The 24890-nt window shown below is 55.4% G+C and carries 18 protein-coding genes; 3 read left to right on the forward strand and 15 right to left on the reverse strand.

Annotated features, from left to right (window positions below; all coding sequences use genetic code 11):
* Positions 1 to 43: 43 nt before the first annotated feature.
* Together CIK95_RS00780 and kbl are read right to left on the reverse strand one after the other, a co-directional pair.
* Positions 44 to 1840, reverse strand: a complete 1797-nt coding sequence (locus tag CIK95_RS00780) for an AAA family ATPase (protein WP_094465999.1) — start codon at positions 1838 to 1840, stop codon at positions 44 to 46.
* A 243-nt stretch (positions 1841 to 2083) separates the two neighbouring features.
* A complete protein-coding gene (gene kbl, locus CIK95_RS00785; RefSeq protein ID WP_094387236.1) occupies positions 2084 to 3271 on the reverse strand; it encodes a glycine C-acetyltransferase in 1188 nt (395 codons plus the stop codon).
* Positions 3272 to 3449: 178 nt separating this feature from the next.
* Here kbl and CIK95_RS00790 point away from each other — a divergent pair, with 178 nt between their 5' ends.
* Positions 3450 to 4406: an NAD-dependent epimerase/dehydratase family protein gene (locus tag CIK95_RS00790; RefSeq protein ID WP_022310345.1), complete on the forward strand. Its 957-nt coding sequence runs from the start codon at positions 3450 to 3452 to the stop codon at positions 4404 to 4406.
* A gap of 90 nt (positions 4407 to 4496) precedes the next feature.
* Here the strand turns inward: CIK95_RS00790 and CIK95_RS00795 are convergent, their stop codons facing one another.
* The 9 genes from CIK95_RS00795 to murF all read right to left on the reverse strand — a co-directional run bounded on the left by CIK95_RS00795 (position 4497) and on the right by murF (position 15600).
* Entirely contained in the window at positions 4497 to 5147 is a 651-nt protein-coding gene (locus CIK95_RS00795; RefSeq protein ID WP_158215048.1) for a NigD-like C-terminal domain-containing protein, read from the reverse strand.
* Between the two features lies 1 nt (position 5148).
* Positions 5149 to 6294 (reverse strand): 1-acyl-sn-glycerol-3-phosphate acyltransferase, encoded by a 1146-nt coding sequence (locus CIK95_RS00800; protein WP_094466001.1) that lies wholly within the window; start codon positions 6292 to 6294, stop codon positions 5149 to 5151.
* A gap of 18 nt (positions 6295 to 6312) precedes the next feature.
* The gene (locus CIK95_RS00805) at positions 6313 to 7308 is read right to left on the reverse strand and encodes a D-alanine--D-alanine ligase (protein WP_094466002.1); all 996 of its coding nucleotides are present in this window, start codon (positions 7306 to 7308) and stop codon (positions 6313 to 6315) included.
* 12 nt (positions 7309 to 7320) lie between these two features.
* A complete protein-coding gene (locus tag CIK95_RS00810; protein ID WP_022310341.1) occupies positions 7321 to 8394 on the reverse strand; it encodes an RluA family pseudouridine synthase in 1074 nt (357 codons plus the stop codon).
* A 37-nt stretch (positions 8395 to 8431) separates the two neighbouring features.
* Positions 8432 to 9094 (reverse strand): PASTA domain-containing protein, encoded by a 663-nt coding sequence (locus CIK95_RS00815; RefSeq protein WP_094387866.1) that lies wholly within the window; start codon positions 9092 to 9094, stop codon positions 8432 to 8434.
* Between the two features lie 193 nt (positions 9095 to 9287).
* Positions 9288 to 9518, reverse strand: a complete 231-nt coding sequence (locus CIK95_RS13030; protein WP_144008201.1) for a hypothetical protein — start codon at positions 9516 to 9518, stop codon at positions 9288 to 9290.
* Positions 9519 to 10485: 967 nt separating this feature from the next.
* The gene (locus CIK95_RS00825) at positions 10486 to 12717 is read right to left on the reverse strand and encodes a GH92 family glycosyl hydrolase (protein WP_094466004.1); all 2232 of its coding nucleotides are present in this window, start codon (positions 12715 to 12717) and stop codon (positions 10486 to 10488) included.
* 449 nt (positions 12718 to 13166) lie between these two features.
* The gene (locus tag CIK95_RS00835) at positions 13167 to 14291 is read right to left on the reverse strand and encodes a glycosyltransferase family 1 protein (RefSeq protein WP_094466006.1); all 1125 of its coding nucleotides are present in this window, start codon (positions 14289 to 14291) and stop codon (positions 13167 to 13169) included.
* Positions 14292 to 14301: 10 nt separating this feature from the next.
* On the reverse strand, positions 14302 to 15600 hold the full coding sequence (gene murF / locus CIK95_RS00840; protein ID WP_094466007.1) for a UDP-N-acetylmuramoyl-tripeptide--D-alanyl-D-alanine ligase: 1299 nt from the start codon (positions 15598 to 15600) through the stop codon (positions 14302 to 14304).
* A gap of 633 nt (positions 15601 to 16233) precedes the next feature.
* Between murF and CIK95_RS00845 the strand changes: the two genes are divergently transcribed.
* On the forward strand, positions 16234 to 19518 hold the full coding sequence (locus tag CIK95_RS00845; RefSeq protein ID WP_144007665.1) for a hypothetical protein: 3285 nt from the start codon (positions 16234 to 16236) through the stop codon (positions 19516 to 19518).
* 25 nt (positions 19519 to 19543) lie between these two features.
* Positions 19544 to 19711, forward strand: a complete 168-nt coding sequence (locus CIK95_RS13035; protein ID WP_158215049.1) for a hypothetical protein — start codon at positions 19544 to 19546, stop codon at positions 19709 to 19711.
* Between the two features lie 381 nt (positions 19712 to 20092).
* On the opposite strand, the gene CIK95_RS00850 is transcribed toward CIK95_RS13035, so the two are convergent.
* The 4 genes from CIK95_RS00850 to CIK95_RS13330 form a co-directional block, all read right to left on the reverse strand.
* Positions 20093 to 21265 carry an MFS transporter gene (locus tag CIK95_RS00850; RefSeq protein WP_094466009.1) on the reverse strand — a complete coding sequence of 391 codons (1173 nt, stop codon included), beginning with the start codon at positions 21263 to 21265 and terminating at the stop codon, positions 20093 to 20095.
* A 407-nt stretch (positions 21266 to 21672) separates the two neighbouring features.
* Positions 21673 to 22923, reverse strand: a complete 1251-nt coding sequence (locus tag CIK95_RS00855) for an L-rhamnose isomerase (RefSeq protein ID WP_022310120.1) — start codon at positions 22921 to 22923, stop codon at positions 21673 to 21675.
* Between the two features lie 7 nt (positions 22924 to 22930).
* Entirely contained in the window at positions 22931 to 24358 is a 1428-nt protein-coding gene (rhaB, locus tag CIK95_RS00860) for a rhamnulokinase (RefSeq protein WP_094387225.1), read from the reverse strand.
* Between the two features lie 107 nt (positions 24359 to 24465).
* Positions 24466 to 24890, reverse strand: a 425-nt coding sequence (locus CIK95_RS13330; RefSeq protein ID WP_216820567.1) for a hypothetical protein, incomplete at its 5' end; no start/stop codon positions are given.

A 24890-nucleotide genomic window follows, 5' to 3' on the forward strand; every position in this document is an offset into this window, starting at 1 on the left:
TTGGTTGTTAGGATGTATATGGTTTATTGTTCTCTTGCTTCTGTCAGGCGTTGAAACCTATGCGCGGGCGTTCCATGTTGCGGCGCTCCACTCCCTGCATCTTCTCTTCTATCTCCTTGTACATATTGACCATCTCGGGGCGTATCGAGGGCCGCGTGTTGCGGATGGAGGTCTCGAGCAGCTCCTGGCTGATGAGCTGGTTGGTGAAGGCTGCCGTCATGGCTGCGTCGTTCACGATGTAGGCGATGTCGCTGGCTATGTATCCGTCGGACAGCTCAGCCAGATGCTGGGCGTCGATGGCTGTCTCGTCGTAGGGGCGGTCCTTGAGGTGGAGCATGAACATCTCCTTGCGCGCGTCGAGGTCGGGCAGCGGCACGTAGATCTGCTTGTCTATGCGGCCGGTACGCAGCACAGCCGGGTCTATTTTGTCGGGGCGGTTGGAAGTGGCGATGACAAAGATGCCCTTCTTGGAGCAGTTGTTGAGCTGGCTCAGAAACTCGTTGACTTCGCCCGACATGCTCGTGTTGTCGATGTTGGAGCGGTTGGGGACCAGCGCGTCAAACTCGTCGAAGCACAGCACAGACGGTGCTTTTTCCTGTGCCTGCTTGAAGAGACTGCCTATCTTCTCCTGCGAACCGTGGATGTAGATGCTCGCCAGGTCTGAAGTCTTGACCATGAGGAAGTTGAAGCCCGTCTCTTCGGCGAATTTTTCTGCGAAGAACGTCTTGCCGCATCCGGGAGGACCATAGAGCAGCATGCCATTGGGTGGCGTGAGCTTGTAGCGCTCTGCCAGTTCCTTGTTCTTGATGACAAAGATTACGCGTTGGTAGAGCATGTCCTTGAGTTCCTTCATGCCGGCGATGTCGGCAAATCCGTTGCCCTTCTGCTGCTCCACGCTGAACGTTACGGCGTTGGGGTTGTCTTCCGCCTGCTGGGTGGTGGGGCCGGAGGATTGTCCCGGTGCATTGGCACCAGTGGTCTCCTGACAGGGTTTGCCGTCGATGAGGCTGATGATTTCCTCGACCGACTTGAAGCGGTCTTCGTATTTCACCGCCAGACCCTTCTGCAGGATGCGGGTGGTCTTGTCGTCGAGGTCTACACCCTCGAGCGAGAGCTGTTCTGACTTGCGCTTCTCCTTGATGAGCGTGAAGCGGCGCGCTCTGGTCATGCCCTCGGTAAAGGTCATCTCCCACGGAGCCGCGCCGAAGAGCATGGTGTAGAGGACGGCCGTGGCAGAGAAGATGTCGCTCTGCTCGTCGTAGAGGCCCATGAAGGTCTCGTTGGCGCAGTACTCCACCTCCAGGTCTGCCACCTCAAAGGGTGTCTTTCCATTGCATCGCGGCGCTGTGTGCCCCATATCGATGATTTCGGGAATGCCTCCAGCCACCTTGGAAAGCATGATGTTGCGGGGAGTGATGTCGTTGTGGCACAGGCCTTGACGGTGCAGGTAGCCGAGGCCGTTGAGAATACCTCTATATATATTCAGGGCGGTGTCGGCATCCATCCTGCCTTCGCGGGCGAGCTTGTCCATCAGCACGTCGCCGGTGAAATAATTGGTGACGAAGTAGTGGCACTCTCCGCAGTCCAGGTGGACCTTGCCCGAATCGATGAAGGAGACGATGTTTTCATTGACAAGTTTCTTGCAGCGCTCGATGGTGTAGACCTCGTGCGTGGCAGTGTCCATGAGGCGCTCTGGAGTCTTCTTGAGGATATACAGCTTGAGAAAATAGATGTTGTCGTTGTCATCTATCACACGGTAGGTCTCGGTATATTCGTTCTCCTTGATGAGGCTTTGGGCAAGGTACTTGCCAAGTCTTGCGTTCTCTTTCAGTACACTCATAGTTCAGTCGTTAGGTTTGGTGTATAGTATTTCAGATGACAGCCATAGCCGATGGCCGATGGCTATGGTTACAAAATTAAGACAATTTCCGTTAATGCCAAACTTATCTTCCGCTTTTTTTGACTATAGACAGGGAAAATGGCGTCTTTTCCGCCCGTCTCGCGGCTGGACACAAAAACGCCGCAGGCGTTCCTCATCACTGAGAATGTGCCTGCGGCTATAATCTTGAAAACGAAATCGGGTTTATTTGAGCACGCCAAGTTCCTTGCCCACCTTGATGAAGGCGGCGATACACTTGTCGAGCTGCTCGCGGGTGTGGGCGGCAGAGAGCTGCACACGGATGCGGGCCTCGCCCTTGGGCACTACTGGATAGTAGAAGCCTGTGACGTAGATACCTTCCTCGAGCAGACGGTTGGCATAGCGCTGAGAGAGCGGCGCGTCGTAGAGCATCACGGCGCAGATGGCGCTCTGGGTGGGCTTGATGTCAAAGCCGGCAGCCTGCATCTTGTCGCGGAAGTAGTTGACATTCTCTACCAGATGGTCATGGATGGAGTTGTCTTCCTTGAGCATCTTGAACACCTCGAGACTGGCGCCGATAATGGCGGGAGCCAGCGAGTTGGAGAAGAGGTAAGGACGGCTGCTCTGGCGCAGCATGTCGATGATTTCCTTGCGGCCGGTGGTGAAACCGCCGAGGGCGCCACCAAACGACTTGCCCAGTGTGCCGGTATAGATGTCTACGCGGCCATAGGTATTGCACAGTTCGCTCACGCCGTGACCGGTAGCACCTACCACGCCAGCCGAGTGAGACTCGTCGACCATGACGAGGGCGTCGTATTTTTCAGCGAGGTCGCAGATCTTGTCCATCGGAGCCACGTTGCCGTCCATCGAGAATACACCGTCGGTACAGATGATGCGGAAGCGCTGGGCCTGAGCTTCCTGCAGACACTTCTCGAGCTCAGCCATGTCGGCGTTGGCATAGCGGTAACGCTTGGCCTTGCACAGGCGCACACCGTCGATGATAGAGGCGTGGTTGAGGGCGTCGGAGATGATGGCGTCTTCCTCGGTGAGGAAAGAGCCGAAGAGACCGCCGTTGGCGTCGAAGCAGGCGGCATAGAGTATGGTGTCCTCGGTATGGAAGTAGTCGCTGATGGCAGCCTCAAGTTCCTTGTGGATGTCCTGAGTACCACAGATGAAGCGAACCGAAGACATACCGAAACCGCGACGGTCCATCATCTGCTTGGCACCCTCGATAAGGCGGGGATGGTTGGACAGACCGAGATAGTTGTTGGCACAAAAGTTAAGCACTTCTTCGCCCTTGACCTGGATGGCAGCACCCTGGGGGCTCTCGATGATGCGTTCTTCTTTGTAAAGGCCTGCGCTCTTGAGATTTTCCAAAGTAGCGCAGAGCTGTTCTTTGATTTTACCGTACATGTTTGTTCACGTTTTAGTTCTTGTTAGACTACAAAATAACGCATTATTTTCGACAAATAAAAGCGTTTGCCTGTTTTTTTTGTTAATCTGCGGGTAAAAAGGTTTTTTTATGGCTTTTTTGTCCTTAGTCTCAAAAAAAATTAGTTAATTTGCACCCATAATTTTAAGTACTTGACACATGAAAAATATCTTGGTCATCGGCTCTACAGGCCAGATTGGTTCTGAGCTGACGCGTGAATTGAGAAAAATCTATGGCAACGACCATGTAGTAGCTGGCTATATCAAGGGCGCAGAGCCCAAGGGAGAGTTGCTGGAGAGTGGTCCGTCGGCCGAGGCTGATGTCACCAACGGCGAGATGATAGCCAGCGTGGTAAAGCAGTATAATATCGACACCATCTACAATCTGGCTGCGCTCCTGTCGGTAGTGGCCGAGTCCAAGCCTCGTCTGGCATGGAAGATAGGTATCGATGGACTCTGGAACATACTCGAAGTGGCTCGCGAACATGGCTGCGCCGTATTCACACCCAGCTCGATAGGTTCTTTCGGACCATCTACACCCAAGATGATGACTCCCCAGGACACCATCCAGCGTCCCCGCACCATGTATGGCGTCACCAAGGTTACCACCGAGTTGCTCAGCGACTATTATTTCAACAAGTATGGCGTCGATACCCGTGCCGTGCGCTTCCCTGGAGTCATCTCCTATGTCACTCCTCCTGGTGGCGGCACCACCGACTATGCTGTCGACATCTATTACTCGGCAGTTCGCGGCGAGCGCTTCGTATGTCCTATCAAGGAGGGTACACTGATGGATATGATTTACATGCCCGACGCGCTCAAGGGAGCCATCGACGTGATGGAGGCCGACCCCTCGCGCCTCGTTCACCGCAATGCGTTCAACATCGCATCGCTCAGCTTCGGTCCCGAGACCGTATACCAGGCCATCAAGAAGTACAAGCCCGACTTTGAGATGGTCTATGATGTAGACCCACTCAAGCAGAGCATAGCCGAGAGCTGGCCCGACCGTCTCGACGATACCTGTGCGCGCGAGGAGTGGGACTGGTGTCCACGCTACGACCTCGACGCCATGACCCGCGATATGCTTGAGAAGCTCGCCATCAAGCTCGGAGTATAACGACTATACATTATATAATATATAAGATGCACAACGCGCAGCCAGCAGCATGTTGTGCATCTTTTTTTTGTTTGGGGTAAGGGTTTCGGTCTAATATCGGCGCTCCATGAGTCCGCCGTAGGTGTTGACGCGCACCACGATGTCGGCTTCCTGTGCCCTCTCGTCGAGCGGGATGCTCACAAACGCCACCTGGGTGTAGTATTCGGGCACCCCGTTCTGGTTGTGCAGCAGCGTGAAGGTAAACTGCTCGCGGCTTCCCATGCGTAGGGTGTCACACTTCACGCCCACGGTCTGGCGCCCCATCTCTCCGTTGTCCTTGGCACCTGCCTTGAGCGCCAGTCTCATGTTGATATAGCGCCCGGTAGTGCTGCGCCATGCGCTTTCGAGTCCGAGCGGGTCGGTGCGCAGCGTGTCGGGGCGTGTGGTCTCAATAGGCCGCAACACCGGCACCGCACCGATAGAGCGTGGCTTGACGGTGGTGGCTGCGTCGTGATAGTCGTAGTAGAACAGGGCACGATACAGCGTGTCGGCCTTTGCCGCCCATTTTGCCGTAATCGTGGGCTGCAGCTGCAGCGCCTTTCCCTCGTCGGTCACCACGCGGCTTATCACGCCCTTGTCTGTCGTATATGCGTCGACCATTTCGGCCTGCATATACGAGTAGTGTCCGTCGCCCGAGTCGTAGCTGCTGCTCTCGCAAGCCGCCATCACCACTGCCATCACGCCCAGTAGCCAGTATCTCATATCACAGCCCCATTTGGTTGATAGCCGGGTTGGCATACATCTTGAGCATCTGTTCGCGCAGATAGGCATCGTCCTTGCCCTCCATCTCTATCTTGTCCAGCTGGTCCTTGAGGTAAGCCTCAAAATGCGCTTTATCTTCAGCCGTGTAGTGGTCGGCGTGGGCAGAGTCGCCTTGCAGCAGGTCGAGCGCCACGTAGTTGTTGGGATAGAGGCGGTAGCCTGCAAATATCTGCCGGTCTATGTGGTCGGCGATGAGGCGGAATAGCTCGGTCTTGGGCGTGTCTGCCGGGATGGTGTCGAGGTAGCTGTCTATGCAGTCAGCACACTGGTAGTGTATGTATCCCTTGTAGCCCATGATGCCGGTCTGCATGCTTGTCACGTCGTCCATCGGGCCTTTCTGCCAACTGGGGTTGTCGCGGCGCGCCTGCAGTTCGGCAGCCTTGAGATAGTCGCAAGGGTCGTACTCATAGCTTATGGCGAGGGGCACGAGGTGCAGCTGCTTCAGGCGGTCTATGATAGAGCCATCGCCGCCCATCACCATCATCTTGAGTATGGCTTCCTGGGTGCGGTCGTTGCTGTCCTTGGCGCGGCCTTCGCGCTGGGCTATCCATATGTTGTCGTTCTTCTCGGCGATGACGAAGTGCATGTACTCGCTCAGCCGCTTGCTCGCCATCAGCATCTCGCGCATGGAGAGGGCACGCTCTACGATAAACGACTTGTTGACGCGCACCAGGTCCTTGACCCAGGGCAGCTTGAGCAGATTGTCGCCGATGGCGATTTCACATGTCGTGTTGAAGCCCGCGTCTATCAGCAGCTTGTCGAGCAGTGCCGAATCGAGCACTATGTCGCGGTGGTTGCTGATGAAGGTGTAGCGGCTGTCGGTGTCGAGCGATGCGATGTCGATGTCGCATCCCTTGCTGAGCCGCGCCAGCAGCTGTACAAGAAAACCGTAGCAGAAGGTCTTCTGGAAATCGAGGTTGTCCTTGCAGGCGTGCATCTTGGCAGCCAGCGCCTCTTTGGGTACGTCGGGGTAGAAATAGGCCAGCACGCTGCAGAACTGCTCGTTCTGGAGCAGGCGGTCAAAGACGTCCGGTAACTCGTCGGGTTCAAACGGACGGATGGGGTCAAACTGTTCAGGAATTTTCATAAGCGGAAGTTCTGTAGGTTAGAACTGGTTCTCCACAATCTCGCTCAGTACCTGGGTGATGTCGAGGCCGGCGGCGCGCACCTGCTGTGGGATGAAGCTGGTGGCGGTCATGCCGGGTGTGGTGTTGATTTCGAGCATGTTGATGCAGTCGTTGCCCTCGGCATCCTTGGTGATGATATAGTCGATGCGGATGATGCCGTTGCAGTGCAGGATGTCATAGATGCGGCTGGTCTCCTCGGCCACGGCTTTGGCGGTGGCGTCGGCTATGCGGGCAGGCGTAATCTCCTGCACCTGACCGTTGTACTTGGCGGCGTAGTCGAAGAACTCGTTGCTCGTCACCACCTCGGTAGCGGGGAATACCACCGATTTCTCCTTGGTCTTGTAGCAGCCTATGCTTATCTCTGTGCCCTGCATATAGCGCTCTATCATCACCTCGTTGCTCTCCATGAATGCCACGCGCAGTGCGGCAGCCAGCTGGTCGGGCTCTTTCACCTTCGACACGCCGAAGCTCGAACCGTCGGCAGCGGGTTTGACAAAGCAGGGCATACCCAGACGGCGTGCCACCTCGTTCTCGTCGATCTCATCGCCACGGCGCACCAGGATACTGTCGGCCACGTTGACGCCGAAGCCTCTCAGATAGTTGTTGAGCACATACTTGTCGAAGGTCATAGCCTCGACCAGCACGCCGCTGGTGGAGTAGGGCACATGGAGCAGGTCAAAGTAGCCCTGCATCAGTCCGTTCTCGCCGGGGGTGCCGTGGATGGTGATGTAGGCGTAGTCAAATTCGACGACCTTGCCGTCGCATACGAAGGTGAAGTCGTTCTTGTCTATCTGTGCAGTGGTGTCATTGGCGAGCTGCACGTGCCAGTCCTGTCCTTTGACATCCACGATATATACATTGTAACGTTCTTTGTCGAAAAACGAATAGATGCCCTGTGCCGAGCGCATAGAGACATCGTGCTCTGATGAGTCGCCGCCGCAAACGATGGCGATGTTTCTTTTCAGTTCTTTCATCTTTATCCTTGTTTAGTTCTCTGCAAAAGTATTTTTGGTTGTTCCTGCGATAAACGTACGCCACTTCTCGATGAGCTGGCGCATGTCTTCAGGCCATTCAGACGTGAAGTCCATCTGCTTGCCCGTGGTGGGATGCACAAAGCCCAGTGTGCGGGCGTGGAGTGCCTGCCGCGGACAGAGTGAGAAGCAGTTCTGCACAAAGGCGCGGTAGGAGGCGCTGCGCTCGCCGCGCAGGATTTCCATGCCACCGTAGCGCTCGTCGGCAAAGAGGGGATGGCCTATCGACCGCATGTGGGCGCGTATCTGGTGGGTGCGACCGGTCTCGAGTATGCACTCGATGAGGGTGACGTAGCCAAACCGCTCGATGACGCGGTAGTGGGTCACGGCGGGCTTGCCTATGCCCGAGTCTGGCGCAAATACAGCCATGCGCAGACGGTCTTTAGGGTCGCGCCCGATGTTGCCTTCGATGCGTCCTTCGTCGTCCTTGACGTTTCCCCATACCAGGGCATTGTAACTGCGATGTGTAGTCTTGTTGAAGAACTGCAGTCCCAGCTTGGTCTTGGCGTCGGGAGTCTTGGCTACCACCAGCAGACCGCTCGTATCCTTGTCTATGCGATGCACCAGACCCACCTCGGGGTCGTTGGGGTCGTAGCCCTCGACATCGCGCAGATGCCAGGCGAGGGCGTTGACCAGCGTACCAGTGAAGTTGCCCACGCCGGGGTGAACCACGAGACCGGCGGGCTTGTTGACCACCATCAGCTGGCTGTCTTCATAGACCACATCGAGTGGTATGTCCTCGGCCTCGATAGAGGTGTCGTGGCGCGGACGGTCGAGCATGAGCGTGACCACATCGCCCGGGCGCACGCGATAGTTGCGCTTCACGGGGCGGTCGTTGACATGCACAAAACCGGCATCGGCGGCACGCTGTATGCGGTTGCGGCTCGAGTGCTGCAGCTTTTCGAGCATATACTTGTCTATGCGCAGCGGCTCCTGACCGCTGTCCACGACAAATCTGAAGTGCTCGTAGAGCTGGGGTTCGCCTTCGAGTTCGTCTATATCTTGCAGGTTGATGTCTTCGTCTGTCATGATGCTTTATATATATAATAAGGTGTAGCCCCCGAGCCTATTCGGCTGCCGTCGGCGGAGCTTTGACCTCTTCAAATTCGTCCACCTCGCCCGCCGACTCGTTCTCGTCAAACGGGTCGATAAAGTTGATGGAGTCGGCTTCGTCTACCATGCCGCTGCCAGCCTGTACCACTATCGGGTCGTCGACAGCCACGCGGTCGCCCGCCGACACATGGCGTCCGTGTACGGTGATGCCATAGACCCAGTCCTTCTCGCCGGGCACGCGTTGGGGTGTGCCGAGCCTGAAGCCCATGGCAGAGAGTCGCGCCATAGCTTCGCGCAGCGAACTGTTGTCTATCACGTCGGGAATGGTGAGGGTTGGGGTATGCAGCGAGTTGATGGTGACATAGATTACGTGTCCCGACTTCACCTTGTCGCCCGCTGCAGGCGACTGGCTCAGGATGCAGTCGGGAGGGAGAGTCTTGACATAGCCGGTATCATTGACCACCATCACCAGATTGAGGTCGGCCATGATACGGTCGGCGTCAGCAAAGCGCTTATCCTTCAGGTTGGGCACGGTTATGGCTTCGCCATGATGGGTATAGGCGTCGAGGGCGAACTTCACCCCTATCACCAATGCCAGCACCACCAGTGCCATAGCGCAAAGGTTGCCCCACAGATAACGGCTTTTCAATTTGCCAATAATATCGGATGAATTCATCTGTCGTAATTTTCTGCACAAAGTTAGTGCAAACCGAAGACAATACAAAGAAAAAACGTATGTATTTTCATTTTGTATTGTTGAGGTGCCGCCGTAACTTATGTAAAGTTAGTGCAAACCGAAGATATTACAAAATAAATCTCCTTTATTTTTAATATTGGTGAGTTCGAGAAGGCCGCCATGGCGTTTAGCATCATCCGAAGACGCCGATAGTAATGCCAAAAGCCACTTCGCTGGCTCGTATCGTATGGCGCGGATGCGCGTTTCGGAAGGCACGGACACGCGTTTCGGAAGGCACGTACACACGTTTCGGACGATACGAGCCGGCGGAGTTGGTCAGGATATTTGTAGAGGTGGTCTCCAGCGTCGCAGAGAGGGTCAGGAGATTTGTGGAGGTCATCAGAAATTTTGTGGAGATAGTCATAATTTTCGTAGAGGTCATCAGAAAAATTGTGGCGATGGTCACGGGGTGCACAGAGTTGGTTGGTAGGGGCGCGTGGTTATCCGTGGGGTGCGATGGGTTGGTCGGTCGGGGTGTGTGGGTGTCCTTGGGGGCTGCGATGGGTTGGTTGGTAGGGTTGTGTGGGTGTCCGTGGGGTGTGATGGGTTGGTTGGTCGGGGTGTGTGGGTGTCCGTGGGGTGCGATGGGTTGGTTGTTCGGGGTGTGTGGGTGCCCGTGGTGTGCGGTGAGAGGATGGTGCGCACCCTTGGCAACTCTGTAGGAGTTGCGATTTCATAGCCCAGGGTTGAGGTGCGCAGCGCCTCTACCCTGGGTACAATGATAAAAGATAAAGCTACTCTGAAGGAGTTGCGATTAGCCGTAGGCGTTACCCGCAGCGAGGTTTTCCCGGTTTATATTTTATGATAATTTTCCCATGAGGGAACGTTCTCGGGTTTGGAACATTTGATAATTTTCCCCTGAGGGTAACGCCTACGGCTAATCGCAACACTTACAGCGTTGCATGGCTGGTGGGGTGGATACCCAGGGTAGCGTGCTTCGCCCGCAACCCTGGGCTGGGGAATCGCAACACTTACAGCGTTGCTGTTGCTTGTGTAAGCCCCTCCCCGAACTCTCCCCAAGGGGCAGGAGTTCCACATCAAGCCCCATTCCAACCCTCCTAATGCCTTCTTCAAGGTGAAGGAGTTCCAACGGAAGCCCCATCCCAGCCTTCCCCAAGTGGAAGGAGCACCAACTGCTGGCCTATCCCAGCTTTCTTCAAGGTGAAGGAGTACCAACAGAAGCCCCTCCCGACCTTTCACATGGGGAAGGAGCGCCATCCAAGTGCCTTAAACACAGCGGGATAGGACTCCCGCCCCTTGGGGAGGGTTGGGGAGGGGCTTCAGTTGGGGGCGATTCTGGGGCTATTGCCCCTGGCTATGACTCTGGAAGACTACTTGCCCATGACAAACTCGAGGGTGCCACCTGCCATGATGTCTGCGTAGGTGATGTAGTTCTTCTTATACTTCTTGCCGTTGAGCTTGACCGCCTTGATGTAGCAGTCGTCGGCGCCGCGGCGGTTGGTCTTTACGGTGAAGGTCTTGCCGTTGGCGAGGGTGATGTCTGCGCGGCGCAGCTGGGGCGAGCCGAAGCTGTATACGCCCGACGCGGGGTCTACGGGGTAGAAGCCCATGCTCGACCAGATGTACCATGACGACATCTGTCCGCAGTCCTCGTTGCCCGAGTAGCCGTCGATGCGGTTGAAGTACTGCTCGGTCATCACCTTGTTGGTGTAGTACTGTGCCTTGCGGTCTGCGCCGACCCAGTTGTAAAGGTATGCGCAGTGGTGGCTGGGCTCGTTACCGTGGGCGTACTGTCCTATAAATCCGCTGGCATTGCCGCCGCCGTCGAGGTCCACTCGGGTGGTGTCGGCGAAGAGGTGGTCGAGTTCCTTCTCAAACTTTTTGTTGCCACCCATGAGTGCTATCATGTCGGGCACATCGTGGGGCACGAAGAAGTTGTACTGCCAGGCGTTGCCTTCGGCATAGGGGTGCATGCCCTTGGGTCGGTAGGTGTATGGATTGAATGGCTCCATCCACTTGCCGTTCTCGTCTTTGGCGCGGAAGAAACCAGTCTTCTCGTCGTAGAGGTTGCGGTAGAGGTGGGCACGGCGGTTGAAGTATTCATAGTCGTCCATCTTGCCCAGGTGCTTGGCGAGTCGCGCCACGCAGGCATCGTCGAAGGCGTTCTCGAGCGTGATGGAGACTGACTCTATCTGTCGTGTCTCGGGCAGATAGCCATACTGCTCGAGCAACTTCCATGGCGACTGGCGGTGCTCGCGCATCGAGGTGCCACGCACAGCCTCGTAGACGCGCTCGGCGTCGACTCCGGGCAGGCCCTTGAGGGCTGCGTCGACCATCACGGGTATGGCGTGGTTGCCTATCATGCAGTAGTTTTCAGATCCCCACAGCTGCCAGATGGGCAGATAGCCATAGACGTCGTACTGGCGCAGCATGCTCTTGACCATATCGCCCACTCGCTCGGGCTTGAGCAGTGCATAAAGCGGGTTGCAGGCACGGAAGGTGTCCCAGAGGGAGAAGGTGCTGTAGTGGGTCTCGCCCTCGGGCAGACGCGCGTCGGTGAAGTCGGAGCGGGTGTAGGCGCCGTTGACATCGGAGACGGTGTTGGGCTGGATATAGGCGTGGTAGAGGCCGGTGTAGAAGATGGCCTTCTGGTCGTCGGTGCCGTCGATGCGTATGTTGGCGAGCTCCTTCTCCCAGGCTGCCACTGCCTGCTGCTGGACAGCCTCGAAACTCCATCCGGGGTTCTCGGCCTCCATGTTTTCGCGGGCATTGTCTACGCTCACGGGCGAGAGCGCTACCTTGACGATGAGGGGCTCGCTCGATGCGCCGAAGTCGAGGAAGCAGCGGGTGTCGCGGCCGTTGGCCACGTCGCCGTCTACATAGACCTCCTTACCCTGGCGGAATGTCTTTGCCACTACGGGGCGTGAGAACTGGGCGTAGAAGTATACCTTGCGCGCCTTCTGCCATCCGCTGAGCATGCGGTAGCCCACCAGCGTGGTGGCGTTGACGAGGCGCAGCTGCGAATTGAAGATGATGGTCTTGCGGTCGCCGCCACGGTTCTGTCCGGCGTGCCTCATGTCGAACGCCAGCGTCTGGGGCTTGCCTGCGGGATAGGTGATGCGGGTCATGCCCGTGCGGGTGGTGGCGGTGAGCTCGGTGTTGATGCCAGAGGCGTCGAAACGAACCGCATAATATCCCACGGAGGCCTTCTCGTTGTCGTGGCTGAAGGTGGCGGGGTAGAGGTCTTCGCCCTGCAGACGGGTGATGGGCTCTACCGATGGCTGCATCATCACGTCGAGCAGGTCTACACAGCCGGTGCCGCTCAGATGGGTGTGGGCGAAGCCGTAGATGGTATTCAGGCTGTAGTCGTAGCCCGATGCGCCGTCGCCATTGGGGCATACAAACTCTTCGGGGCTCAGCTGGACCATGCCAAAGGGAGTGGTGGCGCCGGGGAAGTTGCCGCCCTTGAGGCTGTGGGCATCTACCTGGCCGGTGCCGATAAACGGGTTGACATAACGCGTCACGCCCTCGTCGGTCTGTGCCCATGAGGGCATGGCGGCCATGAGTGCCAACGCTAACATGCAGTGCTTGATGATTTTCATAATGGTAACTGTCTATATATATAATATGGTGCAAATATAAAAAAAAGTAAGGACAACGGCGAAGACGGTGGCTGAAAAACTGCGGACGCGGACAAATATTGCAGCCAACAGCCTAAAAACCACAGCCCCGCCCTCGGCTCGCGGCGCGCCGATGGGCGTGGGCGCAGGGCTGTGGTGCGGGCGGCGTGACGACTACTGCGGGTCGGCAACCGTGGCTGACGACGAAGCAAGGACAGACGGGGCGAGGGACAAGGGACGGCCGGTGGCGCAGGGCTGCCGCCCAAACGGTGTGGGGCAAAGTCTGATGACCGTGGGGGATAAAAAAAACACGTTTGCAGATGGCTTGCGGCATCTGCAAACGTGATGATAATCGTATCTGTGGCGGGCTCGGGTACGCCCGAGCGAGCTTCGGCGAGGCTCAAGATGGGGGTGAGCGGTCGGGGCGCGGTCTATCCCCGGATGACGCGGCGATAGACATCGAGCACCTGGGCTCCCACGTTGTTGCCCTCAAACCGGGCCACATATTCCATGCTGCGGGCTATGCGCTCGTCGCGCCCGGGAGCTCCCACGAGCACCTGGCTGATGGCATGGGCCATGGCTCGGTCGTCGTCGGGGTCTACGTAGAGGCAGTCGGGTCCTCCCGCCTCTTCCAGACAACTGCCCGTGCAGCCCACTACAGGCAGCCCGCTCTGGATGGCTTCGATGATGGGCACGCCGAAACCCTCGTAGCGCGAGGGGTAGACACACGCCTCTGCCATCTGGTAGAGCGAGGGCAGGTCGGCATTGGGCACACCGCTGAGCCAGCGCACCCGGTCGCCCAGTCCGTGGGCGGCGATGTAGTCCTTGACCTCCTGCGCATAGTCGGTCTGCCGGCCCACGATGACCAGCGCCACATCGTCTATGTGCTGCAGCGCCTTCACCGCCAGCAGTATGTTCTTGCGTCGCTCTACGGTGCCCACGTTGATGATGTAACGGCTGGGCAGCACGTAGCGGGCGTGCACATCCTGGAGCTTGGCATCGCTCTCGCGCAACTTGAAGTGGGTGCTGCAGCTCTGGTAGATAACCTCGATGCGTTCGGGGTTTACGTGTCCGTAGTGCATGATGTCGCGCTTGGTGCACTCGCTGATGGCTATGATGCGGTCTGCCTGGGCTATGGTGCGGTGGAACTTCCATGTGTATATCTTCACATCGGCCCGGTTGTAGTACTCGGGATGTCGCATGAAGATGAGGTCGTGGATGGTGACCACCGTGCGGATGCCGCTGCGGTGGATGCCCAGTGGCAGCTCGCCCGAGAGTCCATGATAGAGGTCTACGGCGTCGCGGCGCAGGTCGCCCACGATGCCCCACGAGCGCCAGAGCCACTTGGGCATGTGGCCGCGGGGGTAGACAAAGTCCATATTGGCGGTGGTGCGTACCTGGGTGCGCAGGTCGTCGCGTCCGGCGTCGGGGGCATAGAGCAGCAGACGGGTGTCGGCATCGATGATGCCCGCGAGGTTGTTGGCCAGATTGCGTCCGTAACTGCCCAGCCCCGTGCCGTTGCGCACGATGCGTTTGGCGTCAAGTCCTATTTTCATGTTGTCGGTGTTAAAGCAGTGGGGGCAACTCGTAGAGATGTATGCCGTTGCTGCCCTTGATGAGGATATAATGGTCGCGTATGTCGTTGTCGGCGAGGGCTTGCTTGACCTCCTCCACATCGGCAAACTTGCGATACGCGGTGTCGGTATGGGCAAACTCTTCGCCTACGAGCCATACATCCTTGAGTCCGAGAGAGGCTATGTGGTCTGCTATGCGCTGGTGCTCCTCGTGTGAGGCGGCTCCCAGTTCGCGCATGTCGCCGAGGATGGCCATCTTGTGGTCTACCTGCATGAAGGCGAAGTTGTCTACCGCCGCCTTCATGCTGGTTGGGTTGGCGTTGTAGGCATCCACGATGAGCGAGTTGCGCTGGGTCACGGTGAGCTGGGAGCGGTTGTTGCTCGGGATGTAGTGCTCGAGAGCATGGCATATCTGCTCGGGGCTCACGCCGAAACGGAGTCCGATGGTGATGGCTGCCAGCATGTTAGTGATATTGTATGTGCCTATGAGGTGGGTCTGCACGCGGTAGGTGGCGCCGTGGGTCCACTCGAAGCAGAGGAACGGGGCGCTGCTAACCACCCTTCCCATTACGTCGGCATGGCTTGCGGCGTCGGCAGAGTAGGTCATGGTGTCGTCGAGATGGCGCTCGGCGGCCATGGCGGTGAGGTAGGGGTTGGCGGCGTCGATGAAGGTCTGGCAGTGGTGGGCAGCGAGGAAGTCGTAGAGTTCGCCCTTGGTGGCCATCACGCCCTCGAACGAGCCGAAGCCCTGCAGGTGGGCTCGGCCCACGTTGGTAATCATGCCGCAGGTGGGCTCGACATACTCGACCAGTGCGCGGATGTCTCCGGGATGGGATGCGCCCATCTCCACTACGGCTATCTCGTGGGTGTCGTTGAGTCGCAGCAGCGTCTTGGGCACTCCCACATCGTTGTTGAAGTTGCCCTCGGTGTGCATCACGCAGTAGCGCTCGGCGAGCACAGCCGATACGAGCTCCTTGGTAGTGGTCTTGCCGTTGGTGCCCGTGATGCCTATCACGGGGATGTCGAACTGGCGGCGGTGCTCGCGTGCCAGCTCCTTGAAGGTGGTCAGACAGTCGTCGACCAGGATGTGTCGGCCGTCGTCCTTATAGTATTCCTTGTTGTCTATCACCACATAGGCGCAGCCCTTGTCGAGAGCGGCGTCGGCGAAAAGGTTGCCGTCGAACGAGGCGCCCCTGAGCGCGATGAAGATGCTTCCCTCCGGACAGTTGCGGCTGTCGGTGGTTACGGTGGGGTGTTGTTGGTACAATTGGTATAATTGTCTGCTATCCATAGCTTATGTCATTTACATCGCAAAAGTACAAAAAATATTTTACCTTGAACCACAACGGGACGAAAAATGTGCGCACGGTGCAGACGATAGCCTCTATTGGCGTGGAGATGATGCCCGCCGGCGCGGATGTAGGCTGTGGATGGGTATATATAAATAAGGTGGGGCTGCGGTGCATAAGGCGTTCTCTCGCCGTGCCGCCTGCAGGGGCGAAGATGCCGCAAAAAGTCTTGATTCTTTTCAGGGCTCCGCCCTATGCGGCGGTGCGTGGGGGTGGATGTTGCCGAGAGGGGCTTGGCACAATGGCGGACCTTTTGGGGTTGCTCTTTTTTTCGTGTTTCTGTCCTTTGCGATCTATCCCTTTATGTAATAATGTTTGTGTTGATAATCATGCCGTCAGTGTGTGCTTGACCGCGGTGTGTGAATGTTGACAAAAAGTTGAAAAATGGAGTTTCTACGCTTCTGTCAGATTGACATAGGTCAAGAAAGGGGGGGGGGGGGGGAATACTTCATGGAAATTTTCGGTTAGAGGATTTTAATGGGTACCTTTGCACCCCAGAATTAAGCAAACTAATTATTACTTCAGAAATTAGATAGAAAACAAAAGTTATATAAGTTATGGAATTAAGTACAAGTATGCTTAAAAAAATTACCAAAGTTACATTTCTTTTCTTTCTCCACATGCTTTTTGCAGCCTCGATTGCTCAGGCGGCAGACAAGCCCGTGTATCAGGAGACTGACAGTAGTAAACCCAATTATCTGAGCAACCGCCGTGCGCTGGTTGGCCCCGGATGCAGTGTCAACTCGCTGTTTGACGGAGTCAAGGTGATAGGTGGAGTCAAGGACTTGCAGAACCTCGTGGATGAGGACTTGTCCAATTATGCCTCTTTCCCCTCGCTTGCCGATGTGGGCGTGGCGGTGGCTCCCATCGTGAGCGTCAAGGACCTCGACAATGCATATGCTGCTGGTACTGAGGTGGGCTTCTCGCTCCAGGGTAACACCGGCGCTGCGCTGTTGAAACTCGACGTGAGCACCTTCTATCGCATCTGGTTCTACCGCAATGGAGAGAAGGTGGGCGAGGCTGCCGTCAAGGAAGGTCAGGATGTCAAGGGCCTTGAACTGAAGCTGATAGAGCTCCCCGGCAATAAGGACTTTACCAAGGATATCACTGCCACAGCCCCTGCCGAGTTTGACGAAATCAAGTTGGTCAAGGCTGGTGTGGACGTGGCTGCCCTCGGCACATTCAATGTGCGCTATGCTTTTGTAGGCAAGGCCAGAACCTTTACGCTTACCAAGAGTGGTATTGAGGAGTATAACAAATTGACCGGCCAGAACATCACCGTGAAAGGACACGGTGAGCCGGGTGACCATTGGGCAGTAAACGCAAGTAACCTGGTGGACGACGATTTGGAGAATGGTCGTGCGGTTGTTGTCTTGTTGGAGGTGTTCTCTTCTCTTCCTGCTACAGTAACTGCTGATAATGGCATTAAGAATAAAGAGACCTTCAAGGCTGGCACAGAGGTAGGATTTGTCTATACCAACACTACCGGACTGGACCTGTCTGTGGCCAAAACAATCAAACTGACCCTCTACGATACCAATAACAAAAAAATAGATGAGTACTGGGCTTCTGCCTCTGTCCTGGGCTTGACTGCAGGAAAGGTTGAGAAAGGTACGTTCCTTATCAAGGCTCCCAAAGACTTCTCTTCTGCCAAGATTACATTCCCAGGCGTATTGTCTATAACCGCAGGTGAGGTCAAGGTCAACTACGCCTTCATCCGTATGGCTTCGGAGATAGCCTCGCACCATTGCCCCATCAATGTGGTAGCCAGCAAGTCGGTGTGTGATTGTAACAATGAGTATCAGCTCGACTGGAACAAGGACATCGATGTGACCTGGAGCGTGGACAAGGAACCCCAGGGTTCTCACGCTACTGTGGACAATACCGGCAAGGTGACGCTCAGCGTTCCCGGCGAATACCGCTTCAAGGCACAGGCTGCAGATGGCTGCTACGAGTACACCACCCTGGGTTATGGCAATGTGGCTGCCTATGATGCTGCCAAGAACGGCGAGAAGATACTGGTCAATGTAGACAAGAGCAGTCCTCTCTATGAGCTGACCGACCGACGCGGTGGCGGACTGTCTATCTCGAGCGGCGTGAAGAACAGCAGCGCGCTGCTGTCTAAGGACCTGCGCAACTTCAGCTATCTCAAGGCAAGCGTAGACCTGATTGAAAACAAGGTGCTGGCTGGTGTGAAGAGCATCGACGGCAGCAACCTCGCCGAGGGATTTGACGGTAAGATGAAGGCAGGATTTGTGGTTGCCACCAATACCACCGGACTCACTGCCAATGTGCTCGACATATTCAATGTACATATATATAATAAAGGTGAAGAGGTCAAGGTAAATGCCACCAAGCACTGGAGTACCATCTCCGCCGGACTGGCTGGCAGCGGCCAGATGCAGAAGATGCGCTACAGCATTGAACTGCCCAAGGGTACTGTGTTCGATGAGATTGTGCTTCAGAAAACTGGTGTGCTGAGCGCTGACCTCTCTCAGTTTAATATCTATTATGCATTTGTAGACGACGCCGAGAATACCACTCCTTCAGAGGACCTGCTCTACAACGCCACCATCATCTCTCACAAAAATACAGACGCCTCTATCGACTTCAAGAACAGCGATGTGTTCAGTGTAGCCAATATCGGCAACGGCATAGACAACATCGCCAATGTGATAGACGGCAACCTCAAAAATGGTGTCAATTTCCCCTTGGGTGCCAATCTGGGTGGAGCCAAGCTCGCAGTCAACATGGGCTGTGTGGCTACTCCCGGCCAGCAGCTGGTGGTAGTGATGGACAAGGTGAAGTTGGGTCTGGGTGTGGAACTGGGCAATGCGCTCAAGATCATCACCAGCCTGAAGGGTGAGAAGCAGGAAGAACTGACCTCATGGAAGGTGCTGGGCGCAGACATCATCGGCGACGGCGGCGAGTCGTATGCCATGCTCAACCCCACCAAGGAGTTTGACCAGGTAAGCATCGTTCCACTCAATGTACTGGGTGCCCTCACCAATATCAAACTCTATGGTCTGGCTCTGCGCAATGATGCCAATGAAGACGGTGTGCCCGACGTGGTAGACCCCGAGCCATGTGCCCGTGAACTGGTGCTTGACGAGGACTATGCACTTGCCGAGGAAAGCAGCATGAACAATGTGCGCATGGTGCTGCACCGCACTCTCGCCAAGAACGTAACCGGTGACTATGCCTGGAACTCCATCATCCTGCCCGTAAGCATGACCCGCGCCCAGATAGACCAGGCTTTCGGTAGCGATACCAAGCTGGCCGAACTCTCCAAGGCCGAAGACAAGTGGATATACTTCAAGGAGATGGCTCGTCCTGCCAATGACGCCGACGTGGTGCTCAATGCCAACGTACCCTACCTTATCATGCCTTCGCGCGAGGCCGACCTCGATGCGAACGCCCAGTATGAGTCGATGAAGAACGGTATGGTAAACGGTCCTATCTACTTCGCTACCGGCATCAGCTACGAGAAGCCTGCCACGATGGAAAACAGCGTGAGCAGCAACGAGGCCGAGGCAATTGACTTCTGCGGTTCTTACGAGAAGTCAACAAAGGTTGCCGCCGGTTCATACATGATGAGCAAGGGCAATCTGGTACACACTGCCATAGACCATAACATCAAGCCCTATCGTGGATGGCTCAACGTGGTCTTCGGCGGCCAGCAGCAGAAGCAGCTCAGACTTATCGACGTAAACGGCACCACTACCGACATCAAGAACATCGGTGAGATAACCACCAAGCGTGCCACTGGCATCTATACCATCGGAGGCCAGCGCATGGAGAGCGACAATCTGCCCAATGGCGTGTATATTATCAATGGTGTAAAGGTAATCAAAAAGTAAAAACGATATAAACAGACTGATAAAAATGAACAAGAAACTTTCATACGAGGCACCTCGTACTACAGCATACAAGATAGAAGCATCATCTGCCATCCTCGCTGCATCAGGCGGCTGGACCAACTCTGACAAAGAGCATGGATTTGACATCGTAGAAGAAGATGTCAACAACCCGTACGACGACAACGACTTTTAGTCAGTAGCAGAGACATAACCATAAGCGCCGGCAATTCCAAACAGGAGTTGTCGGCGCTCTTGCATAGTATGGGGGCGTGTATATAGGGCAGTCGTTCCAACAGGGGCCACTTCCCAGTTCTTGCCATGGGGGACTTGGGCCGCGATTACATAGTCAAGGCTTGCGGTGTGTTACTCGCTGTTGATATGTCTGTGCAGGCTGCTATGAATGACGCCATCGGCTAATCGCAACACTTACAGGGTAGCTATGATATGTACCCTACAACCGGCACTTACAGCGTAGTTAAGATATGAACCGTGTAACCTCTGCTTCGTCTTGATGTTTCTGAAGCCCCGCTCGCTGGCATTGGAAACACGGGCTGTCGGCGCTACGGATGAACCTCTATTTCCTGTTGCTTAGAGTGATGGCTAATGATATGAAGGCAAAGGTAATGCCCACGATGCATACGCCTAACCAGTTGGCTCGGTTCCATAAATATCCGGCACAGAATGTACCGAGTGAACCACCTATAAAGTATGTGGTCATGAAGATGGTGTTGGCACGGTTGGAAGCATGCGGAATCTCTTGCAGGCATCCGCTTTGATTACTGAGTTGCTGACATTGCAATCCTATGTCGACCAGGATGATGGCTGCGATGAGCCCTGCGTAGGTGTCGCCGAAGAGCAAGGCTATTCCCCAGGCCATAATCTGCATGCTTGCTCCGAACAGACTGAATTTACGAATGCCGAACTTAGGGACCTGTTTGCCTATGCCACTTGCCGCCACAGCACCCATGATGCCGCAGAGTCCGAGCATCCCTACCATGTCGCTTCCTGCCCTGAAAGGTGGCTGAGCAAGATGAAAGGCGAGGCACGACCATATGGCCATCATGCTGCCGAAACCAAAGGCGGCACGGATGGAGTAGATGCGTACCGAGGGGTGGAGAATGATAATCTCTGCCATGGTGTTCATTAGTCCTCTATAAGTACCTTCATAGTTGCGTTTCATCTCTGGCATCATCAATAGCATCATGCCCATGCAGATGAGCATGACGAAGGCGGCGATAATAAACATCTCGCGCCATCCCAGCCATTCGCCGATGTAGCCGCTAATCACTCGTGAGGTAAGGATGCCCGTCAGTAATCCGGATAGTACAAAGCCCATATTCCTGCTCTTGTTCTTGGTTGCAGAAAACTGTCCTGCTATCGGGATGAAGAACTGTGGAATCACGGAACAGGCTCCTATCAGCAACGAAGCCCCCCAGAGCATCCACACGTTTTGTGCCACTGCCATCACGATGGCCATCACGGCAGCGATGCTCATATTGAAGAGGATGAGTCTCTTGCGTGAAAACATGTCGCCCAGGGGAATGAGGAAGAATAGGCCAAGCGCATAGCCTATCTGCGTAATCACGGTGATGAGGTTGGCGCTCTGCTCGGTAATGCCTATGTCATGACGGATTAGTTCGAGCAATGGTTGGTTGTAGTAGCAGTTGGCTACTGTGAGTCCTGCGATGATGGCCATCATCAGGAGAATGTTGCGGGGTATACCTTGATTTTCTTTTAGCTGTATCATTTGGGTCTGTTTCTTGTTCCTTTGGGACAGCAAAAATACTACAAAGTTCTTTAATTACATTGTTCTTAGCAATTTTTTATCGCTGCCACGCTAAAGTGGCGGGATAATGCTCATAGGGCGGCGGGTATACAGAATGGAGTATGGTGAACCTTTGTCCATGAGTCAGTTCTCTTTTGGCATCTTCCCTCCGTTTGTGTTTCGACATAGTCTGCCATGTCTTCAATCTATCCCTGAGTCAATCTGCTCAAAAGCGACACGGATATGAGCTGGAGTCTGATGACCGATTTGGGGGTCAACAAAAGAAACAGGGTTGCGGGAATGGAACCTGCAACCCTGAAGTGAGTGGTTGCCGCACTGATGATGCGGCGGGTGATAAGTGCGCTATATACCTTATTATATATATAGCATTATCTCTTGGACAGAACTTCTTGCTCGTACTTCTGTACCTCGGCGATGTACTGCTCGGCTACAGGCACATTGTTCTTGAGGTTGAAGTAGTCGAATACGGCGCCGAATGGGAGGGTCTTCATCTCCTCGAGGAGGGCGAGACGCTCGAAGCCCTTGCCTTCGTCCTCGTACTTGCGCAGTGTGGCAAGCGGCTCAAGGAATGCCTGGAGCAGAGACTTCTGGGCTGCACGTACGCCGATGACGTAAGCACCGATGCGGTTGATGGATGCATCGAAATAGTCGAGGCCGATGTGGGCACGGTCGAGGGCGTTGGCACGCACAAGCTCGGTGAAGAGGTTGCGGGTGTTGTCGTCGAAGAGTGTCACGTGGTCGGAATCCCAGTGCATGGGGCGGCTCACGTGGAGCATCAGCTCGGGCACGAAGAGGAGGAGGCTGGAAACCATGTCGCTCACATTCTCGGTGGGCTCGTAGTGGCCGGTGTCGAGGGTGTAGATGGCGTTGTTCTTGGAGCAATAGCCTGCGAAGAAGTCGTGAGAACCTACGGTGTAGGCTTCGAGACCGATGCCGAAGAGCTTGGCTTCGAGACAGGACTTCATGTGGGGCAGGTCTTCGGCGAGGATTTCGTCGAGGCTCTCTTTGAGAATCTGGCGGTAGCGGTAGCGCTCTACGGTGAGGTCCTTGCTTCCGTCGTGAACCCAGATGTTCATGATACAGGGGTCGCCCTGTGCCTTACCCATGGCATCGGCGATGCGGCGGCAGCGCTTGGTGTGCTCAATCCAGAAGTCGCGGATGGACTTGTCGGGATTGGCCAGCGAGAGGTCGCCACTCTTGGGGTGGGAGAAACTGGTGGAGTTGAAGTCGAGCTTCAGGTTGTGCTCCTTTGCCCAGTCAATCCATCCCTGGAAGTGGGAAACTTCTACCTGGTCGCGGTCTACAAACTTGCCGCCGAACTCGCCGTAAATCTCGTGGAGGTTGAGGCGATGGTTGCCTGCGAGCAGGGTCTGTACTTTCTCTATATCCTGACGCAGCTCGTCGATGTTGCGTGCCTTGCCGGGGTAATTGCCTGTGGCCTGGATGCCACCGGTAAGAGCCGAGTTGCTCTCAAAGCCTGTCACGTCGTCGGCTTGCCAGCAGTGAAGTGATATAGGGGTCTTCTCGAGTTCGGCGATGGCTTTGTCGGTGTCTATGCCAAATTCAGCGTAACGCGCCTTGGCGATGGCATAGTTCTGTTCAATGGTTTCTACTTTCATGATTTTGTTATTTTTTTGGTTCATATTTCTTAATCTCTACCGAGTTGGCTATGATATGGCGCATCTGCCAGATGTCATCCACCTCTCCGGCTGCTTTGGCCTGGAGCATCACGTTGCCCAAGGCAGTGCCCTCCTGTGGGCCTGCCAGTACGGTGATGCCGCAAGCGTCGGCGGTAAGCTGGTTGAGGAAGTCGTTCTTGGAGCCGCCTCCGATGATGTGGAGCACCTTGATGTCGGTCTCGCTGAACTCGCGCAGGTAGCCCAGCACCTCGCTGTAGCGTCGGGCGAGCGAGTCGAAGATGCAGCGGATAATCTGTCCGTGGGTTTCGGGCACGGGCATGCCGTGGTCGCGGCAATACTGCTGTATGGTGGCTACCATGGAGTCGGGATTGGTGAAGCAGGGGTCGTCGGGGAAGATGAAACTCTCGTTGTCCTCTATCTCCCAGGCTTCCTTCTGCAGCTCGAGGTGTCCCAGATGGCGCAGCTCTGACCATTCCTGTCGGCAGCGCTCGTAGAGCCACATGCCGCAGATGTTCTTGAGGAAACGTGTGGTTCCGCCTACGCCGCCCTCGTTGGTGAAGTTGAGCTCGTAGCTGCGGTCGTTGATGATGGCTTTCTTGGACTCGATACCCATGAGGCTCCATGTGCCGCTGCTGAGGTAGGCAAACTCTTCGTCCTTGGCGGGCACAGCGGCTACGGCGCTGGCAGTGTCGTGTCCGGCTACAGCTATCACGGGCACGGCGCCGAGTCCGGTCTGCTTCTGCACGGCCTCGTTGATGGTGCCGATGATGGTGCCGGGGTGGGTGAGTGTGCCAAACTGTTCGCGCTTCAAACCTATGCTCTCAAGCAGGCGCTCGTCGAGGTCGCCCGTGGTGGGGTTGAGCATCTCTGAGGTCGAGGCGACGGTGTATTCGCAGATGGCGTTGCCGGTGAGCATGTAGCTCAGCGCGTCGGGCATGAAGAGTATCTTCTTGGCATTGCACAGTGCCACGTTGCCCATCTCGCCCATGGTGTAGAGCTGGAAGAGGGAGTTGAAGTTCATGAACTGGATGCCGGTGCGCTGATATACCTCGGCGCGGCTAATCTTCTCTTCGAAGTAGCGCTCCATCATGCCCATGGTGTGTGGGTCGCGGTAGGCGAGTGGGTTGCGCAGAGGCTGGCCGTCGTCGCCAATGCATACGAAGTCGCATCCCCAGGTGTCGATACCTATGCTCGTAATCTCAATGCCACGCTCGGCGACGGTCTTGAGTCCCTTGATGATTTCATTATATAGGGCAAAGAGGTCCCAATAGAAAAAGCCATTGACATTGATTAGAGGATTGCCAAAACGGGTAATCTCCTCCAAAGCAACCTTGCCGTCTGCAAGGGTGCCTATGATAGTTCTTCCGCTGGTTGCGCCTAAGTCAACCGCAAAGAAACACTTTCTATTCTTCATGATTTGTGTAAGATTTTTAGTTTTTCTGCAAAGTTAACTGATTGTTGGCATTGCGCATCTTGTTTTTTGACCTTAATTCATAAGTTTTTGACAATATCTACACATAATTATATTATATATATGCACGTGGGGGGCTGGATGGACGCGCGGGAATGGTATCGGTGGGGGCCTGTTTGACGATTATGGTTGTCGGGGCGTGTCATGGTGGTGGCTGTGGGCGTGATGAGGGTCGAGAGGCGCCTTCGGGTGCTTTTTGCGGTTTTTCCCGCTCTTTGGGCGTGGGTGGGATATGAAGCGAAGATTGGCTCTGGAGCCACTAAAATCGTGACAAAATGGGCGAAAATGGCCTCTTTTGTCAAAATATGCGAAAAAATTGCGTTTATTTTCAACTTTTTTGTTGAAATGTTTGGTTTGTGTTGAAAAAAGCTATACCTTTGCATCCGCTTTCGAGAATGAAACACTTCTCCTGAGCGCTGAAGAAAGAGTTCTTTGAAAGATTTAAGATAAACAGAAGAGTAGTAGTACAAGAAGC

It is taken from the genome of Prevotella sp. P5-108 (genome assembly GCF_002251385.1).
Taxonomy (GTDB): domain Bacteria; phylum Bacteroidota; class Bacteroidia; order Bacteroidales; family Bacteroidaceae; genus Prevotella.

Coding starts and splice junctions, on each gene's coding strand:
- CIK95_RS00855 (WP_022310120.1), bottom strand. CDS start 22,923: ATGAAAGTAGAAACCATTGAACAGAACTATGCCATCGCCAAGGCGCGT.
- CIK95_RS00795 (WP_158215048.1), bottom strand. CDS start 5,147: ATGAGATACTGGCTACTGGGCGTGATGGCAGTGGTGATGGCGGCTTGC.
- CIK95_RS13030 (WP_144008201.1), bottom strand. CDS start 9,518: ATGACTATCTCCACAAAATTTCTGATGACCTCCACAAATCTCCTGACC.
- CIK95_RS00805 (WP_094466002.1), bottom strand. CDS start 7,308: ATGAAAGAACTGAAAAGAAACATCGCCATCGTTTGCGGCGGCGACTCA.
- CIK95_RS00845 (WP_144007665.1), top strand. CDS start 16,234: ATGCTTAAAAAAATTACCAAAGTTACATTTCTTTTCTTTCTCCACATG.
- rhaB (WP_094387225.1), bottom strand. CDS start 24,358: ATGAAGAATAGAAAGTGTTTCTTTGCGGTTGACTTAGGCGCAACCAGC.
- CIK95_RS00850 (WP_094466009.1), bottom strand. CDS start 21,265: ATGATACAGCTAAAAGAAAATCAAGGTATACCCCGCAACATTCTCCTG.
- kbl (WP_094387236.1), bottom strand. CDS start 3,271: ATGTACGGTAAAATCAAAGAACAGCTCTGCGCTACTTTGGAAAATCTC.
- CIK95_RS00825 (WP_094466004.1), bottom strand. CDS start 12,717: ATGAAAATCATCAAGCACTGCATGTTAGCGTTGGCACTCATGGCCGCC.
- CIK95_RS00800 (WP_094466001.1), bottom strand. CDS start 6,294: ATGAAAATTCCTGAACAGTTTGACCCCATCCGTCCGTTTGAACCCGAC.
- CIK95_RS00815 (WP_094387866.1), bottom strand. CDS start 9,094: ATGAATTCATCCGATATTATTGGCAAATTGAAAAGCCGTTATCTGTGG.
- CIK95_RS13035 (WP_158215049.1), top strand. CDS start 19,544: ATGAACAAGAAACTTTCATACGAGGCACCTCGTACTACAGCATACAAG.
- CIK95_RS00790 (WP_022310345.1), top strand. CDS start 3,450: ATGAAAAATATCTTGGTCATCGGCTCTACAGGCCAGATTGGTTCTGAG.
- CIK95_RS00810 (WP_022310341.1), bottom strand. CDS start 8,394: ATGACAGACGAAGACATCAACCTGCAAGATATAGACGAACTCGAAGGC.
- CIK95_RS00780 (WP_094465999.1), bottom strand. CDS start 1,840: ATGAGTGTACTGAAAGAGAACGCAAGACTTGGCAAGTACCTTGCCCAA.
- murF (WP_094466007.1), bottom strand. CDS start 15,600: ATGGATAGCAGACAATTATACCAATTGTACCAACAACACCCCACCGTA.
- CIK95_RS00835 (WP_094466006.1), bottom strand. CDS start 14,291: ATGAAAATAGGACTTGACGCCAAACGCATCGTGCGCAACGGCACGGGG.